This is a genomic window from Moraxella nasibovis, assembly GCF_029581575.1.
In the GTDB taxonomy this organism is placed as follows: Bacteria; Pseudomonadota; Gammaproteobacteria; order Pseudomonadales; family Moraxellaceae; genus Moraxella; species Moraxella nasibovis.
On sequence record NZ_CP089975.1, the window covers coordinates 2,192,465 to 2,209,544 of the forward strand.

Consider the following 17,080-nt stretch of genomic DNA (forward strand, 5'->3'; position numbering starts at 1 on the left):
ATAATAGCGGATATTTTAGCAAGTTTTCGTAAGTTTTTGATAAAAATGACCAACCAACACACCCCACTTGCCGAACGAATGCGTCCTAAAACCCTAAGCGATGTCATCGGGCAGACGCACCTGTTGGGCGATGATGCGCCGATTGCTCGTATGATTGCCAGCGGACATCTGCCCAGCCTGATTCTACACGGCGAAGCAGGTATCGGCAAGACCACGCTGGCACGCCTGCTGGCTCATGCAGTGGGGCGTGAATTTCACCTACTCTCTGCCCTTGATTTGACCGTCAAAGAACTTAGGGAATTGATCGAGCGTGGTGCAGGTACTGGCGGTTTGGATTTTGGCGCGCCTGTGATTTTTATTGATGAGATTCATCGTTTTAATAAAGCTCAGCAAGATGCCCTACTAGGAGCGGTAGAATCTGGCAAAATCACACTCATCGGAGCGACCACCGAAAATCCCTCTTTTAGCGTGAATAACGCCCTATTGTCTCGCTGCCAAGTCTATCGGCTCAACCCCTTGACCACAGACGAGCTGACTGCGGTACTACAAAGAGCCTTAAACCAAGATCCTTTTATCCGTCACATTCAAGTACAAGGCGAACTTGGCAAAATCGCTACCCTTGCCAGTGGCGATGCTCGAAAAGCCCTAAACCTACTAGAAATCGCCTGCCAAAACGCCAACAACGGCACACTCACAATTGACGATACTCTCATCAAAACCATTGCCCAGACCGTCCTGCCACGCTACGACCGAGCAGGCGACATGCACTATGATGTGATCAGTGCTTTTATCAAGTCTGTGCGTGGCTCTGACCCTGACGCTGCCATTTATTGGCTGGCAAGAATGCTCCACGCAGGCGAAGATCCTGCCTTTATCGGTCGCAGGCTTGTGATTTTGGCATCTGAGGACATCGGTCTTGCCAATCCCAACGCCCTGCTACTGGCGGACACCGCCTTGCGTTCGGTGCAGTCCATCGGCATGCCAGAGGCTCGCATTATCCTCGCCCAAGCCACCGTCTATCTGGCGACATCGCCCAAATCCAACAGCACCTACACTGCCATCAACGAAGCACTTGCTTTTGTTCAGCAGGACAATTCGCCCGTGCCACTACACCTAAGAAATGGCGTAACCGAACTGATGAAAGCCCAGGGCTATGGGGCAGGCTACATCTATCCGCACGACTATCCCAACCACTACCATCCGCAGCAATATTTGCCCGATGCGCTGGTGGGTAAGCGGTTTTATGACTTTGCGGACAATCAAAAAGAGCAGGCAAGTTTTGCCTTTATCAACTGGTTAAAGGGCAATATGAATGAAAGCAGATAAATCCGTTTATATTATTTGGGTGATATTACTGTTATTGGTGTGTTTACATTATAACACTTATCATGGCTGGCTTAGCCTTGCTTTCTTTGGCGTGTGCTTACTGGTCACCACAGCGCTTACCAGATCAAGAAAATTTTCAATAAAATCAAACGCCTATGCCCACATCGTCATCACGGTGCTTGCCTGCATGTTCATACCAAACATCATCGCTCATAAGGTCGTCAGTAAACATCGGCAAACGGACTGCGGTGTCATAAGCGAGGTCAAACAGTCGTTTTGGCGCGCTGATACTTTTTTGTTAAAAGGCAATCCCACCAATTTTAGCCTAAAAAGACAGGCGGTGGAAATTGGCGATAAAGTGTGCGTTACTTATAATCCCAATGAAAAATGGTATGGTTATGCTTATGTGTTTGAATTAAAAAAGCACTCCTAAATCCCAAAAATCAGCACAAGCAGCAACAATCAAGCCAAGATGTGCTAAAATAATACCGCAAACTGATGTTTGACGACCTCCTTGCAAGACACGCTAGATAAGACACGCCACGAAAGGTGCGCCAAACATTGTCATATTGCCAAACCATCAATCATCACAAGGATTGTTCCACGTGAAACAGCCATCAAAATCGCCATCCACCAAAGCCGTCCCCATCGCCCTACTTGCCATCGCATTGATTTTATTGGCAATCAATCTGCGATCGCCCATCGTCATGCTTGGCTCGCTTGCCCCCATTTTAAAAGACGCCTTGGGGCTGACAGACACCATGATCGGCTGGCTGGGGGCGTTGCCAATGCCCGCCTTTGCGCTTGGCTCACTGCTATCGCCTTATGTCGCCAGACGACTTGGGCTGGAGCGGACGCTGGTCATCATGGTGGCTTTGATTGGGCTTAGTCTTGTGGTGCGTGTTTTGAGCGGCTCATGGCTGTTTTTTATCGGCACAGGCGTGATGGCGCTTGCCATTGGTTTTGTCAATACACTTGGCGCCCCCATCATCAAAAAACACGCACCAAACCACATCGCCTTAATGACAGGCTTATTAAGCCTATGTATGTCAATCTTTGCAGGGTCGGTGGCGTGGGCGGTGGTGCCTTTGACGCAGGCGGTGGGCTGGCGGCTTGGCATGGGACTGTGGGCGCTGGCAGCGGCGGCGACCGTGATCGTTTGGCTTGTCGTCAGCAGATACGCCCAGACAGGCGAAGCCACCGCCCAAGCACGCACGCAGTTTAACGCATGGAAGGACATCAACGCATGGCTACTGGCAGCGTTCATGGGCATTCAGTCGATGCTGTTTTATGGCGTGGCAGCATTTTTACCGATGATTGGGGTTGATAAGGGTCTGCCACTGGCGCGCGCCACCGAGCTTGCTTTGACCTTTCAGATCGCCGCACCCATCACCATCATCAGTCTTACTTGGTTCATCAAGCGAGGCGTGTCCGTGCGTATCTTGGCGATGGTGGCAGCGTTGCTCAATGTATTGGGCGTGGCAGGATTGATCTATTTTCCCACGCAGCTGCACCTGTGGTCGCTGTCGATGGGGCTTGGCGCAGCGTCGATTTTTACGCTGTCTTTGATGATGTTTTCGCTGCGCACCTATGACAGCGACACCGCACGAGATGTCTCTGGCATGGTGCAGGCGGTGGGTTATTCCATTGCATTTTTTGGACCGCTGATGCTTGGGCAGCTGTTTGAGCGCTATCAAGACTGGCACGAGCCGCTCACCGCCCTACTGGCGCTCATGCTCGTCAATGTGGTGATTGCATGGTTTGCCACTCGCCCTTATATGTTTGCAAACAAAGCATGACTGGCTTTGCATCAAGCACCAAAGAAGGCAGACACATTGCACCCCATGCCAAAGCGTAGCCGATGCTTTGGCAAATTTAATCTGATTATCCGCCACCAACACATATTGTCAAAATGCGCATTTTTGCTTACAATAAAGACACTCCAAGCCCTGTGACGCCGCCATGAAGTCTTATCTGTCATTTTTGCCTTTGTTGATTTTGCCGCCATTATTTTGGGCGGGCAATTTTGTGGTGGGCAAGGCGCTGCACAGCGACATTGCGCCATTTTCCTTAGTGTTTTTGCGCTGGGTGATTGCGTTTTTGGTGATTTTGCCATTTGCGTGGCGATTTTTGTGGCGTGATCATGCCTTGTACTGGGCGCATCGATGGCGGGTACTGGCGACGGCGATCGTCGGTGTGACGAGCTTTAACGCCTTGATTTACAAGGGTTTGCACGACACGACCACCACCAATGCCCTTTTGTTAAACTCATGCATTCCTGTCTTGATCGTGCTTTTTGGCGGGCTATTCTATGGACAAAAAATCCAGCCAAAACAGCTCATCGGACTCATCATCTCGCTCATCGGCGTGCTGACGATCATCCTACAAGGCGAGCTGGTCAGGCTCTTGTCGCTGTCGTTTAATATCGGCGATGTATGGGTGTTTTTGGCGATGATTTGCTGGGCGTTTTATACCATTTGGACCAAGTCTTTTCCAAGCCAAATCAACAAAATCGGTCTCACCACCGTGCAAATTGGCATCGCCATCATCGCCCTTTTGCCGTTTTTTGTGTGGGAAATTACCTCAGGGCAAGTGCCGCATTTTCATCAAAAATCACTGGCAGGGCTTGCCTACATTGGCATTTTTCCCTCCGTGATCGCCTATCTGCTTTATACGCTGGCGGTCGAGAAGGTGGGTGCCGTACGAGCTGGGCTATCCATCCACTTAATTCCTGTGTTTGGCGTGCTGATCGCCACGACGATGCTGGGTGAGCGATTCTTAGGCTTTCATGCCACAGGCATCGCCCTGATTGCGCTTGGTCTCATTCTCTGCCAAAAAAGCTGACGCCCCAACGCACCGCTTGCACTGACCTGCAAAATCTCCGCCAAATTATTCTCAAGCCAATCCACCAAATGATAAATCCGCTCGCCTGCCGTCCGTATTCGGTGAGCGTATAATCGGTATGCGGTGGCACGGTGTCGTACGAGTGGCGGATGAGCATGCCGTCTGATTCAAGCTGCTTTAAGGTCTCCGACAGCATGCGCTCGCTCACGCCTTCAATTTCACGGCGAATTTCACTAAATCGCTTGGTGCCGTCAAGCAGCTCAATCATCACCAAAACACCCCAACGGCTTGTTAAGTGATGAAAAATCTCACGACTGGGGCAATCTTTGGATAAAACACGCCCTTTTTCAAAATCTTTCATTAAAATTACTCTGATAAATCAATGAATTAACAATTATTTTTATACTTACTTTTTTGTAAGTACTTCTATTTTTAAATTTAATAATTATAATAAATCATACCAACACAAAAATCAATTTATCGTTTGGAGTTTTTATGAGTAAAATCCTTGTCATTTCCGCCCATCAAGATTTAAATCATTCGGTCAGTAACTAGTTGATTTTAAAAGAATTGGAGAACCATTTTGGCGAAAAAGTGAGCGTTCGCCGCCTCTCCGAGCTGTACCCTGATTACAATATTGATGTGAATGCCGAACAACAAGCCTTGCTTGACGCTGATGTGGTGCTATTTCAATACCCCACCTTTTGGTTCAATGTGCCGTCTATTTTGCAAAAATGGCTAGAAAGTGTGTGGCTCTACGGCTTTGCCTATGGCGAAGGTGGCGATAAATTGCACGGCAAAAAACTCTTGGTTTCTACCACTACTGGCTCGGTGGCGGACACTTATGATGGGCAAATCGTGGCGACAATGGACGATTTGGTCAAACCTGTCAAGCATTCGGCTCTTTATACAGGCTGTGAGTGGCAAGGCGTGTATCCATTGCACGGGGCGTTGTATTTGGCGGGCGTACACGATGAGAATTATTTGGCAAAGGTACAAGCTAATGCCAAAGCCCACGCCAAAACTTTGATTGAAAAATTGAAAAATTGAAAAATTGAAAAATTGAAAAATTGAAAAATTTGTAACTAATAAATAGGATAATAACAAATTATCCCATTTTAAATTTTAATTCATAAAATTTAAACTTTACCATAAATAGAATTATGCCTAAGGTGCCTATTATGCACCAATAAAAAAACATAATTCAAAATGGTGCGTTGTACGCACCTTACGACTAGTTTTAATTAGGAATAAAAATGCAATTTATCTATCTCTTTGACCCCTTATGCGGCTGGTGCTATGCCTCATCAAAAGGCATTGGCGAGCTTGCCAGAACGCACGATATTGATGTGTATGCCACAGGACTTTTTGCCAATACAGGCAAAATGATTGACGCACAATTTGCCCATCACGCTTGGAGCAATAACACTCGCATTAACCAATTAACAGGCTTGCCATTTAGCGAAAATTACCGTCAATTATTATTAAAAGGTGGCGAATTTAATTCTTTTTATTTAATCGTTGCTTGTGTGTTGTTAAAAAATTCTAAGCCTGATGAATTATTGCCAGTATTCTCACAGTTGCAAAAAATGCGGTATGTGCACGGATTGGATACAAGCAGATTAGCAGTCGTTAAAAATGGTTTAATCGCACTTGAACAAACTGACATTGCCGAAAAATTGGAAAATGCCGACAGTCAAAAATTGGCAAATGATTGGATAGCACAAGGGCAAAAACTGGCGTATCAGTTTGCCATCAATGGTGTGCCCAGTTTGATTGCCAAAACTGATAAAGGTTATGTGAATATCCCAAGCCAATTTTTATATCAAGATACAGAAAATGTGGCGAAAAACATTGAGCAGTTTTTAAGCCAAATCTGATCACAACACCCCTCATCAGCGTGATTTATGTGATTTGATATTCCAAGCGAAACTCATTCGCCGTTTGACCTTCGTATTTTTTAAAAAACTTAGCAAATTGCGTGCCGTCAATGAACCCAAGCTCTGCTGCGATGGCATTGATGGAGGATTTGCTATGCACAAGTAGGCGTTTGCTTTCTAATAGCACCCGCTTTTCAATCACGGTTTTGACGCTCTCGCCCGTTTTATTTTGGCACGCCAGATTTAAAGTTTTGGGCGAGCAGTTTAGGGCATTGGCATAAAACTGCACTTGCTTTTGAGTCAAAAAGTGCGCCTCCAACAACGCCATGAATGCCAAAAAGCGTTTTTCGGCTGGGGTTTTGGGGTGGTCTTGGGTGAATTTTTGGGTGAGATAATACAAAAAAGCGGTCAGCTGACTTTGTAAAAAAGGGATTTTGGCGTCCAATTCCTCAAAGGCATTGCCACTTTGTAATAATTGTCCAAAACTGGTCAAATCATCAATGTCTTTTTGATCAAAGGGTTGTACGCTGGGTAAATTGCTCAAATCCACGCTTTTTAATAAAAAATCCTCACGCCACGCCACAAAAAAACCGTTGCCATTGTCAAAATCCAGCACTTGATGCACTTGATTGGGGCGGATCAGCATGGCTTGCCCTGCCGCTAGGGTAATTTGTTCGCAATCAAGCATTTGCTTGGTCTGCCCTTCGATGCAAATGATCCACACAAAAAAACTGAGCCGATGCACGCTAAAAAGTTGACTGATGATGTGCTGCTGCTGGTCGTCTGGGGACTTTAAATAAGCATTTAAAAAATTACAATTAAAGCCAATGTTGTTTGAAGGACTTGCCTTCAATAAAGGAATGTCAAAAGGTTTCATTTTTACCCTAAAACTGTTTTATTTTGCCCTATTTTAATGTATTTTACGCTGTTAAAATAGAGTGTTTTTATGATAATTTAAAAAAATGATGTATGGGAGCATTTTAAAGTTATAATAATTTCAATTTTCGCAATTTTTTAAAGACACTACAAAATGCTTAACAAACCCAATTTGTCCCACTTGCCAATGTCGGCAATCACTCGTTTGTTGTTTTTAATCAACCGTAGAGCAAAATTTGAAAATGCCTGTGCGGTGGAAAAACACATCGCCAAGCGAAAAGCACGAGCCGACATTCCCAAATCTTTGCGTAAAATTTGCGACATTTCGCATAATGATATAATGGAGCGAGAAGTCATCACCCTTAGCCCAAAGCACGGTAAAAGTACGGCAACGCTGATGTATTTGCACGGTGGGGCGTATGTGTTTGATTTGGTCAGTCAGCATTGGCAACTGGTTGAATATTTGATTAAAAATGGCGGTATTAGCGTGGTTGTGCCGATTTATCGCCTTGCCCCACAAGGCACAGCAGACACAGAGTTGCCGTTTGTGTTGGCGGTGTATGATAGAGTGTGTGCAATGAGCGACAGGGTGTTTGTGGCAGGCGACAGTGCGGGTGGGAATTTGGCGATGAATTTGACGCTCTCCTTGCGTGATAAGGGCGTGGCGTTGCCAAAGCGTTTGTTTTTGTTTTCGCCGTGGCTGGATTTGAATACCGATAATCCTGATATTGACGAAAAATTACAAGCAAAAGACCCAATGCTGGCGGTGGACGGCATCAGGTGGTGTGCTGGACTTTGGGCAAATGGGGCGGATTTAAATTCGCCACTGCTTAGCCCAATCTTTGCCGATTTGACAGGCTTACCACCCTTGCATATCTATCAAGGGGAAAATGATATTTTCTGCCCTGATGCCAAAAAACTTGCCCAAAAAGCAAGCGAGCAAGGAGCGGATTGTACCTTAAATCTTTATGAGAATGCCTTTCATGTCTTTATGGCATTGCCAAAACTATTGCCAGAAGCAAGGGCGGTGCTTGATGATGTGATTGAAAGAATGAAATAAGACAAACGCCGTCCAAGTGGAAATTTGGGCGGTGTTTTATTTAAAAATAAATTTTGCAAAATATGATTTTATGATAAAATATTTTATTTTAATCCATTGCCATGTACGAACAATTACGCTTATCCAATCAAATCTGCTTTCCACTTTACGCCATTTCCAAAGAAATCGTTCGCAGGTATTCGCCCTTTTTGGACGAGCTTGATTTGACTTATCCGCAGTATCTGGTGATGCTGAGCCTTTGGGAATTTGGTGAGCAGAGCGTGGGCGAGATTGGCGAAAAGTTGCACCTTGACAGCGGGACGCTAACCCCCCTATTAAAACGCTTGCAAGCCAAAGACTTAATCACACGCACCCGTAGCCAAACAGACGAACGCACCGTGATGATAACCCCGACCAATCAAGGGCGAGCCTTAGAGCACAAGGCGGTCGACATTCCAACCAAGATGGCGGACTGCTTTAACCTAACGGCTGATGAGATGGCGGTACTACAAAAAATCGCCCATCAAATAACCCTTTGATTTTTATTTAAAATTTAAAAAGCACAAAATTCGTGGAAAAATTTTATAAAAAATATTGCACACAATTTAATTTTAAACTATAATAATTTCATCAATAATTAACGCTTTGGAGCAATTTATGAAAATCTTTTATCACACTTCGGCAACCGCCACAGGTGGACGAAACGGTCATACTCGTGTAGATGACGGCTCAATTGGCTTTGATTTGGTCGGCTTTCAAAACACAGACGGCAAAACTGGCACCAACCCAGAACAGCTGTTTGCGATGGGTTATGCGGCGTGCTTTGACAGTGCGATGAACCATGTCGCCCCAAGTTTGGGCATCAAACCGACCAAGTCCAGCACCACCGTTGCGGTCGGTATCGGTCAAAAGGCGGAAGGGGCGTTTGCATTGGATTTGGACATCACCGTTAGCGTTGAAGGCGTGAGCCGTGATGATGCCAAAAAATTGATTCAAAAAGCCCACGAAGTTTGCCCGTATTCTAATGCAACTCGTGGCAATGTGGAGGTGCGTTTGCATGTGAAAGTGATTGACGAGTTTGATTTGTGATTTTATGCAATTTATAAAATCAGACAAATTATAAAGATGCACAAAAATCCCCCAATTCATACTGGGGGGTTTTGTCTTTGGCTAAGTTAATTTTGATTATTTTTTATTCATCAAATAATCCGCCACCGCTTGATACGCAGGCAATGACCATGGGTCGTTATTGGCGTTGCTGGCGATTGGGTTTGATGAGAAACGCACCAAAACCATCTCGGCTTTTGGATCAATATAAATCGCCTGACCGTGAATGCCTCGTGCCATATACGCACCGTTGTCGTTGTGCGTTACCCACCACATGTTGCGATAGCTCCACCCTTTTAAGTTCGGATAGCCGCCTGTGGAGAATTTGGCACGGTCGCCACCTTTTTGGGTGTCAGCAACCACTTCGGGAGCGATGATTTGCTTGCCGTTGAATTTGCCGTTATTACGCATCATCTCGCCAAACATCGCCATATCACGCAAGTTTAGACTCATGCCACCGCCTGCAAAGGGAATGCCCGAACCGTCAATTTGCATATAGCCGTCCACATTTGCCCCAAGTGGCTTTAAGAAACGCTCAGAAAACAGCTCGTCCACGCCTTTGCCTGTGGTGCGAGCGATGATCCATGCCAGCACATCAGTGTTCACCGTTTTGTATTCAAAGCCTGTGTCGTGCGGGTGGTCGGCTTTCTCGACAGTCGTTAGGTATTCATAAGTGTTCTTAGGACCAGAATAACCCGGCTCTTGCAGACCTGGCGTGCTTGCCTTGCCAAAAGCGTGAATCTCTGCCTCTGGGTCGGCATAATCCTCGCTGTAATCAAGCGATGCCGTCATGTCCATCACTTGACGCACGGTGGCATCTTTCCATGCAGAAGTTTTTAGTTCTGGCACATAATGGGTTACTAATTTGGTGTCATCAATCACACCCTCATGCACAAGCTGTGCTGCTAGTGTGCCTGTAAAACTTTTGGTAACCGACATCAAAAGGTGTGTGCCTTCTGGCTTTAACGCCCCAAAATAATTCTCATAAACAATCTTACCCTTGTGCAGCACAATCATGCCATCGCCATAGACTTTGCGAACAAAAGCATCCTCCACCGTCATTGGCTTGGTGTCAAACATGGGAACAAAGCTGACATTGCCGATGTTTTTGTCAAGTGCCACAGGGAAAGTGTAGCGGTCTTGTTGGGCGGCAGAGACCACTTTGGTCGGCGTGATGCTTCGCACATTGCTAAATGCCCAACGAATGTATGGGTATTGCTGAGCGTTTAATAGATTCACCGTTTTGTCAGCAGGTGGCGGAAAGCCTTGCATGATGCCTAATTTGACAGGGTCAGACTCGATGCCATCTGGATAAGTGGGCGTGTCAGATTTGGCGGCTGGCTGCGAGGTGGCTTGTGGTTTGTGGCTTTGAGCGTGGCTTTGGCAAGCAGACAGCGTTAAAGCAGACAAGGCAAGCCCCATCATCAGATACAATGGTTTGATTTTCATCACAATTTCCTATATTAAGTTCAATTTGGTTAAAAGTTGGATTAAAAACTTTAAGAGATACATCCCTAAAATTTATTATAAAACATCTTGAAAACGCAAGATAGAGACAAAATGCGAAAATTTCAGGGTAAAAATAGGAAATTGACCATTTTAAAAGAAGATTTTAAAAGAAATAGAAGTAAAAAGCACGCACCGATTAAATTGCAAATCCAAATAAAAATTTCATTTCCCAAAAACCCAATTTAAATGTTAAGCGTGCCAATATTACCCATTTTTACCCTAAAATGGTGTGATTTTGACATTTTTTTGTTTGCTTATTTTTTGTTAGAATAGGATGAAATTCATTTTTTTAACGGAGTTTATGATGAGCTTAAATAATCTAACAGTTTTGGGTGCGGGCGTTTTGGGTTCGCAAATTGCCTTTCAAGCGGCGTTTCACGGCGTGAAAGTGGTGAGCTACGACATCAACGAGCAAGCCTTAGCAAACGCCAAAAAACGCTATGACGCATTGGTCGGCGATTACAAAAAAGATTTGAGCGCCAGCGATGAGCAAATCGCCCAAGCCTTTGACAATTTGACCCTATCGTCTGATTTGAGCGAAGCGGTAAAAAATGCCGACATCATCATTGAAGCCGTGCCTGAGAATTTGGAACTGAAAAAGCAAGTTTGGGCGGATGTCGGACAGCTTGCCCCTGCTCACACCATTTTTACCACCAACACTTCTACGCTACTGCCAAGTGCGTTTAATGAAGCCTCTGGCGACAAATCTCGCTTTTTGGCACTACACTTTGCCAACCGCATTTGGGTGCAAAACATCGTGGAAGTGATGGGAACGGCGGATACCGATCCAGAAGTCGTCAAAGCCACCGAACAATTCGCCCGCCAAATGGGCATGGAGCCAATCGTCCTGCACAAAGAGCAAGCAGGCTACATCATCAACAGCTTGCTTGTGCCGTTCTTGCACGCCGCCAGCCACCTGCTTGCCAATGATGTCGCCAGCGCCAAAGACATTGACAAAGTATGGCGTATGGCGTCAGGCTCGCCCAAGGGTCCGTTTGAGGCGATGGATACGGTGGGACTTCGCACCGTGCATACCATTCACTCTGCCAAAGCTGAGGCGACAGGCGATCCTTTGACCGCTCACTTTGTCGAAATTTTAAAAAGTGAGTACCTTGATAAAGGCAAAACAGGTCGTGAAAGTCGCTCAGGCTTTTATGAGTATGACGACAACGGCAAGGTGATTTTGGATTAAGATCTGATCATCATTGTGACTGAGCCGATCCGCCTTAGACACTCTTGGATGTCTTAGCACAATGACAAACCGCTCCCCCCAATCAAATGAGGGGCTGAGCGCTTTTTTGTTTTTTGGATCAGTCCGCTGAATTTTTTGAGTTTGATGCTTTTTTTGGGGTGTTCGTCGGTTTAAAAACTCCCATTTTTACCCCAAAATTTTCCAATTTTGACCTATTTTATAATAACAAAATCCATTAAAATAGCAAAATTTATGATGATGCGTTCACATGGCACTCCACGATAACGGTTATGTTTTTAAACCTGACGAACAGCCCTTCATGGCAGGCTCGCCTGCGTCGCCCATTCACAAGGGCAAGCGCAAATTGGCGTATGTGCTGATTGGGCTGTTGCTCATTTTTTGTGCAGGTTTGCAAAATGGACTACTCTCTGCCAATGTGCCGCAAATGCGTGGGGCGTTGGCGCTTGATGTGATGCAAGGCGTGTGGGTGCAGTCGGCGTATCTGATGGGTAATGCGGTCATGGGATTTATGTGGCTAAAAATCCGTCAGCATTATTCTTTGCAAAAGTTTGTGCGTTGGACATTACTGCTCATGTTTGTCAGCAACATGCTCCAAACTTTCAGCAATCGTTTCGAGCTTGAACTCATCGCTCGTTTTGTCATGGGCGTTGGCACGAGCGGGCTTCTGACTTTGGGCATGTTTTATTCCATGCAGACCTTTCGAGCGGGCAGTGCGTTGATTCCACTTGCTCTATCGGCGGGGCTGATGCAGGCGGTGTCTAGCCTGTGTTACATGATTTCGCCCACACTGATGGCAGATGGCAACATTGAGGCTATTTTTGTTTTTCAGCTCGCCATCACGCTCATTTGTCTGTCGGCGGTGCTATGGCTGCCCCTACCAAAGGGTTATCACGAGCCGTCTTTGACTTGGCAAGACTGGCTAACTTTTGGGCTGTTTGCCACAGGCATGGCACTTTTGTGTGGCTATTTGAGCTTGGGCAATGTACTGTGGTGGACGACCAACTGGCTTGGGTTTTTATTGGCTGGTGGCGTGGGCTTGATTGGCTTGGCGTTGTGGTTTGAGGCGGGACGAGAGAGACCACTCATTAACTGGCATTGGATTTCGGCACGGCAGATTGCCTATTTTTTATTGATGGCGATGATGACACGGCTGTTTACCACCGAGCAGAGCGTTGGGGCAGGGGGCGTGCTAAACCTGATGGGACTGTCAAGTGAACAGTTGTACGATTATTATAAAATCATCTTTTTGGCAAGTCTGGCAGGGCTTGTGATGAGTATCGTTACCCTAAACCCCAAAGATGTGCGTAAAAACACCGTCATCGCCCTGTTTGGCATTGCGTTGGGGGCGTATTTGGACATTGGCGTTACGGTGGATACGCCTGTGTCGCATTTTTATGTGAGCCAAGCCTTGATCGCTTTTGCCACTTTTTACTTCTCAGGGCCTGTGATGTTAGAGGGTATGGTGCGAGCGATTGCCGAGGGCATTGACCAGATTGCAGGTTTTATCGCCGTGTTTTCGGCAACCCAAGTTTTGGGCGGACTTCTGGGCAATGCCGTGTTTGGGGCGTATGTGAACATCAAAACCACAGAACATTTATCAAATCTCGCCGCCCAAATCGTGCTTGACAACGGCACCATCACCGCCCAAAACGCCACGCAAGCGATGCAAATGGCGAATATGGAAGCTCGTATTTTGGCGTATAACGATTTGTTTTTTGTCATTTGGGTGGTGGTCAGTGTGATGTTTGCCGTCAAATTTGTGGTGTGGGCGTATCGGCGGTATCATAAAATTGATGTGCTTGAAGTGGAAATGCAAAAACTGCAAGCCTATTTGGAAAGTACAAAAGCTTAACGATGAATTTAAAATAACTTATTGATTTAGTTTGTTAAATGAAATTTAAGTTTGATTTTAAAACTTAAAATTGGCAAAGCGAGAACCAAAATGACCGACAACAATCCAACAAACAACAATGATTTGCCAAATGACGCACAATCAGCACAAGATCAAACTTGGCAACCCAAGAAAAAATCCCCTGCCAAACGCTTGCTCGTTTTAGCACTGCTCATCGCAGGGGTGATTGGGATTTTGTACGCTTATCAACTACCGCCTTTTTCGCCTAGTTACATCGAGACCAACAACGCCTATGTGCGTGGCAAGCCCACCCAAGTCAGCCCAAAAGTGGCAGGCTATGTGCGTCAGATTATGGTGCAAGATTATCAGTTTGTGGAAAAAGGTCAGCCCCTTGTGCAGATTGAAACCGACCAATACGAGATGAGACTTGCCCAAGCCAAAGCAGGCGTGCTAAGCCAACAGGCGACTCTTGGCAAAATCAAGCAAGCCCAAAATTCCGCCGCCGCCAATGTCGCTGTGATGGATGCTAATATTGAGTCGGCAAAGGTCAATCTTGCCAACGCCAAAGCCCAGCACGCACGACTGGCAGAGCTTGTCAAAATGGACGCCGTGTCTCGTCAGGATTTTGAAAACTCGCTTGCCAATGTGCAAAAAGCCGAAATCGCCGTCTTACAAGCCCAAGCCCAAAAGAAAAATGCCGAACAAGAGATTGCCAATGTTGTTGTCAATGAAAAGAGCAATCTGGTGGCGATTGACAATGCCAAAGCAGGGCTTGAACTTGCCGAATTGGAGCTGTCGCAAACCTTGATTAAAGCCCCGATTAGCGGACGGCTGAACGAGATTTTGGTCAAAGAAGGTCAGCTTGTGGCGGTGGGGGCGAATTTGATGAGCATTGTGCCGTCTGATTTGTGGATTGTTGCCAATGTCAAAGAAACCGAAATTAGCCAAATCGCCATCGGACAACCTGCAACCATCACGGTGGATGCACTTGGCAGTAAGCAAGTTTTGACAGGCAAAGTGGTGCAAATCGCCCCTGCCACAGGCTCAGAATTTAGCGTCAATAAAACCGACCCTAGCACGGGCAATTTTATCAAAGTCGCCCAACGAGTGCCTGTCAAAATCGCCTTTGACAACCCAACTGACGCCAGCCAAATCCAAATGGGAATGAGTGCGGTGGTGAGGATTGATAAGGTAAAAGAATGAACACTTAAAAACAGCATCAAAAGCACCGCCCAAGTAAAACTTGGGCGGTGTTTTTATACCCTAAACCTCAAAACTATAATGATTTCAACCCAAAACACAACAAAATTTTTTTCCGTTCGTGGTGAGCCTGTCGAACCATGAATGAAAAAACCGCCACCCTTCGACAAGCTCAGGGCGAACGGTTTTTGTAGTATTTTAATATGAATTGAGCATACCACATTGGGCGTGTAACACCCCACCCCACCAAAAAAACAATTCTGTGGTAATTTTGTGTTCGGTGGGTATAGCATACCAATTGAACTTAAAAATTGACACGGATTTGTAGGGACGCATCGCATACGCCCTTTGGTTTTTTGGCATATCACATACGCCGTTTGTAAATTCATCAGGACAAATGCCATTCACCCTTACGGTGGTAAAATTTGGCTGATGTGTTTTGAGGTTAATTAACCATACATGCTATTCATTTAACCTCAAAAGCTGCCACAATTCATCTTTTTAAATCTGGGCAAGCTGACTGATGAGTAAATATCCACAAAAAAGCTCCCAAATTTCGCCCATCATCCTTTATAATGAGCAAAACACCCCCATATCTTTTATAATTTTAACAACTAGGCAGAAAGCTCATGGCACTAAATACCGCCACCGAAATCATCGAAGACATCAAAGCAGGCAAAATGGTCATCCTTATGGACGATGAAGACCGTGAAAACGAGGGCGACATCGTCATCGCAGCCAGTCACATCACCCCCGAGGCGATCAATTTCATGATCACGCACGCCCGAGGCTTGGTGTGCCTGACCATCACTGAAGAGCGTGCCGAACAGCTTAATCTGGGACTGATGAGCGACAAAAATGGCTCACAGTTTAGCACCAATTTCACCGTCTCCATTGAGGCAGCGACAGGCGTCACCACAGGTATCTCCGCCACTGACCGCGCCCTGACCGTGCAGCGTGCCATCGCCCCTTATGCCAAGCCCACCGACATCGTCAGCCCAGGGCATATTTTCCCCATCATCGCCAAAAAAGGCGGCGTGCTGCACCGAGCAGGACACACCGAGGCGGGCTGCGACTTGGCACGCCTAGCGGGGCTTGAGCCATCATCGGTGATTTGTGAAATCATCAAGCCAGACGGCGAAATGGCTCGCCGTGATGACCTGGAAATCTTTGCCAAAGAGCACGGGCTAAAAATCGGCACCATCGCCGACCTTATCCACTACCGCCTGACCAACGAGCAGACCGTCGAACTCATTGACAGCAGCACACTAGATACCGAGTTTGGCACTTTCAAACTACATCGCTTTAAAGAATATGGCGCCAGCGAGACGCACATCGCCTTGGTCAAGGGCGACCCAAAAAATGGCATCAGCACCGTGCGAGTACATAGCCTAAACCCGCTCAAAGACCTGTTTGGCGCCCATGTCAAAGACGGCTGGGACATGCGCCTAGCACTACAAACCATCGCAGACAGCGAACAAGGCGTGTTTTTGTGGATCGCTGATGGGCGAGTGCTCGATGTCAGCGCCGCCATAGACAAATGCCATCAACACAGCAGCGTGCATGAAGAAAGCGAGCCCTACCGCACCATCGGTGTCGGCGCACAGATTCTCAAACTCTTGGGCGTAGAAGACATGCGCCTATTATCAAGCCCTGCCAAATTCAATGTCTCAGGCTTTGACCTAAACATCGTAGAATCCATCAGCGCACCGAAATAACATCACAAAATCTGCCCCAAGCATTCACACAAATTTACAGTTTGGTCATGTTTGGGGCAGATTGGCGAATTTTAAGACAGACCTTATACAAATGTTTGCCTACCTTAACCAATAAACCCGCCCAAGTTATGTATAATTGACCCAAGAGCAATTCTCTTACTAGGTAAATTTATTTAGTAAATTTATTTAATAAATTTTAAAGAAATCAACAACATAGGAAAATTATCATGATTTGGTCAATTATTGTAGGTTTGGTTGTAGGTCTGTTGGCACGAGCCATTAAACCCGGTGCAGACAGCATGGGCTGGATTCTCACCATCATTCTAGGCATGGTCGGTGCGTCGGTGGGTGGATTCATCGCAAGCGCACTTGGCATCCACACAGATGGCGGCATCGGCGGTCTCATCATCTCGGTCATCGGCGCCATCATCGTGCTATTCATTTATGAATTGATCGCTGGTCGTACCAGACGCTGATTTTGGGCAATTTTATAAAAAAAGCAGAAAAGTTTTTTCT

General features: G+C 46.2%; 17 protein-coding genes. 14 read left to right on the forward strand and 3 right to left on the reverse strand.

The features are described from left to right. Positions 1-45: 45 nt before the first annotated feature. The 4 genes from LU290_RS10485 to LU290_RS10500 all read left to right on the forward strand — a co-directional run bounded on the left by LU290_RS10485 (position 46) and on the right by LU290_RS10500 (position 4,170). Positions 46-1,326 (forward strand): replication-associated recombination protein A, encoded by a 1,281-nt coding sequence (locus LU290_RS10485; protein WP_277808519.1) that lies wholly within the window; start codon positions 46-48, stop codon positions 1,324-1,326. Then, positions 1,313-1,759 (forward strand): hypothetical protein, encoded by a 447-nt coding sequence (locus LU290_RS10490; RefSeq protein ID WP_277808520.1) that lies wholly within the window; start codon positions 1,313-1,315, stop codon positions 1,757-1,759. Before LU290_RS10485 ends, LU290_RS10490 begins: the two co-directional genes overlap by 14 nt. 172 nt (positions 1,760-1,931) lie before the next feature. Beyond that, positions 1,932-3,125, forward strand: a complete 1,194-nt coding sequence (locus LU290_RS10495; protein ID WP_277808521.1) for an MFS transporter — start codon at positions 1,932-1,934, stop codon at positions 3,123-3,125. 163 nt (positions 3,126-3,288) lie between these two features. Further along, entirely contained in the window at positions 3,289-4,170 is an 882-nt protein-coding gene (locus LU290_RS10500) for a DMT family transporter (RefSeq protein WP_277808522.1), read from the forward strand. On the opposite strand, the gene LU290_RS10505 is transcribed toward LU290_RS10500, so the two are convergent. Next, positions 4,148-4,531: a winged helix-turn-helix transcriptional regulator gene (locus LU290_RS10505; RefSeq protein WP_306417087.1), complete on the reverse strand. Its 384-nt coding sequence runs from the start codon at positions 4,529-4,531 to the stop codon at positions 4,148-4,150. The genes LU290_RS10500 and LU290_RS10505 overlap by 23 nt on opposite strands. Before the next feature lie 209 nt (positions 4,532-4,740). Between LU290_RS10505 and LU290_RS10510 the strand changes: the two genes are divergently transcribed. Next, a complete protein-coding gene (locus LU290_RS10510; RefSeq protein WP_277809610.1) occupies positions 4,741-5,220 on the forward strand; it encodes an NAD(P)H-dependent oxidoreductase in 480 nt (159 codons plus the stop codon). A 206-nt stretch (positions 5,221-5,426) separates the two neighbouring features. After that, positions 5,427-6,050 (forward strand): DsbA family protein, encoded by a 624-nt coding sequence (locus LU290_RS10515; protein WP_277808523.1) that lies wholly within the window; start codon positions 5,427-5,429, stop codon positions 6,048-6,050. A gap of 25 nt (positions 6,051-6,075) precedes the next feature. Here LU290_RS10515 and LU290_RS10520 read toward each other — a convergent pair whose 3' ends face one another. After that, positions 6,076-6,927 (reverse strand): helix-turn-helix domain-containing protein, encoded by an 852-nt coding sequence (locus LU290_RS10520; protein ID WP_277808524.1) that lies wholly within the window; start codon positions 6,925-6,927, stop codon positions 6,076-6,078. A gap of 153 nt (positions 6,928-7,080) precedes the next feature. Between LU290_RS10520 and LU290_RS10525 the strand changes: the two genes are divergently transcribed. The 3 genes from LU290_RS10525 (at position 7,081) to LU290_RS10535 (ending at position 9,054) form a co-directional block, all read left to right on the forward strand. Further along, the gene (locus LU290_RS10525; protein ID WP_277808525.1) at positions 7,081-7,986 is read left to right on the forward strand and encodes an alpha/beta hydrolase; all 906 of its coding nucleotides are present in this window, start codon (positions 7,081-7,083) and stop codon (positions 7,984-7,986) included. A gap of 101 nt (positions 7,987-8,087) precedes the next feature. Further along, positions 8,088-8,504, forward strand: a complete 417-nt coding sequence (locus LU290_RS10530; RefSeq protein WP_277808526.1) for a MarR family winged helix-turn-helix transcriptional regulator — start codon at positions 8,088-8,090, stop codon at positions 8,502-8,504. A 118-nt stretch (positions 8,505-8,622) separates the two neighbouring features. Continuing rightward, positions 8,623-9,054 (forward strand): organic hydroperoxide resistance protein, encoded by a 432-nt coding sequence (locus LU290_RS10535; protein WP_277808527.1) that lies wholly within the window; start codon positions 8,623-8,625, stop codon positions 9,052-9,054. Positions 9,055-9,150: 96 nt separating this feature from the next. Here LU290_RS10535 and LU290_RS10540 read toward each other — a convergent pair whose 3' ends face one another. Then, a complete protein-coding gene (locus LU290_RS10540) occupies positions 9,151-10,521 on the reverse strand; it encodes a serine hydrolase domain-containing protein (RefSeq protein WP_277808528.1) in 1,371 nt (456 codons plus the stop codon). Between the two features lie 364 nt (positions 10,522-10,885). Between LU290_RS10540 and LU290_RS10545 the strand changes: the two genes are divergently transcribed. The 5 genes from LU290_RS10545 to LU290_RS10565 all read left to right on the forward strand — a co-directional run bounded on the left by LU290_RS10545 (position 10,886) and on the right by LU290_RS10565 (position 17,040). Further along, positions 10,886-11,773, forward strand: coding sequence for a 3-hydroxyacyl-CoA dehydrogenase (locus LU290_RS10545; RefSeq protein WP_277808529.1), 888 nt, complete (start codon positions 10,886-10,888; stop codon positions 11,771-11,773). A gap of 268 nt (positions 11,774-12,041) precedes the next feature. Beyond that, on the forward strand, positions 12,042-13,646 hold the full coding sequence (locus tag LU290_RS10550) for an MFS transporter (protein WP_277808530.1): 1,605 nt from the start codon (positions 12,042-12,044) through the stop codon (positions 13,644-13,646). A gap of 90 nt (positions 13,647-13,736) precedes the next feature. Further along, entirely contained in the window at positions 13,737-14,849 is a 1,113-nt protein-coding gene (locus LU290_RS10555; RefSeq protein WP_277808531.1) for an HlyD family secretion protein, read from the forward strand. A 626-nt stretch (positions 14,850-15,475) separates the two neighbouring features. Then, positions 15,476-16,564, forward strand: a complete 1,089-nt coding sequence (gene ribB / locus LU290_RS10560; RefSeq protein WP_277808532.1) for a 3,4-dihydroxy-2-butanone-4-phosphate synthase — start codon at positions 15,476-15,478, stop codon at positions 16,562-16,564. 227 nt (positions 16,565-16,791) lie between these two features. Then, positions 16,792-17,040, forward strand: coding sequence for a GlsB/YeaQ/YmgE family stress response membrane protein (locus tag LU290_RS10565; protein WP_277808533.1), 249 nt, complete (start codon positions 16,792-16,794; stop codon positions 17,038-17,040). Positions 17,041-17,080 lie beyond the last annotated feature (40 nt).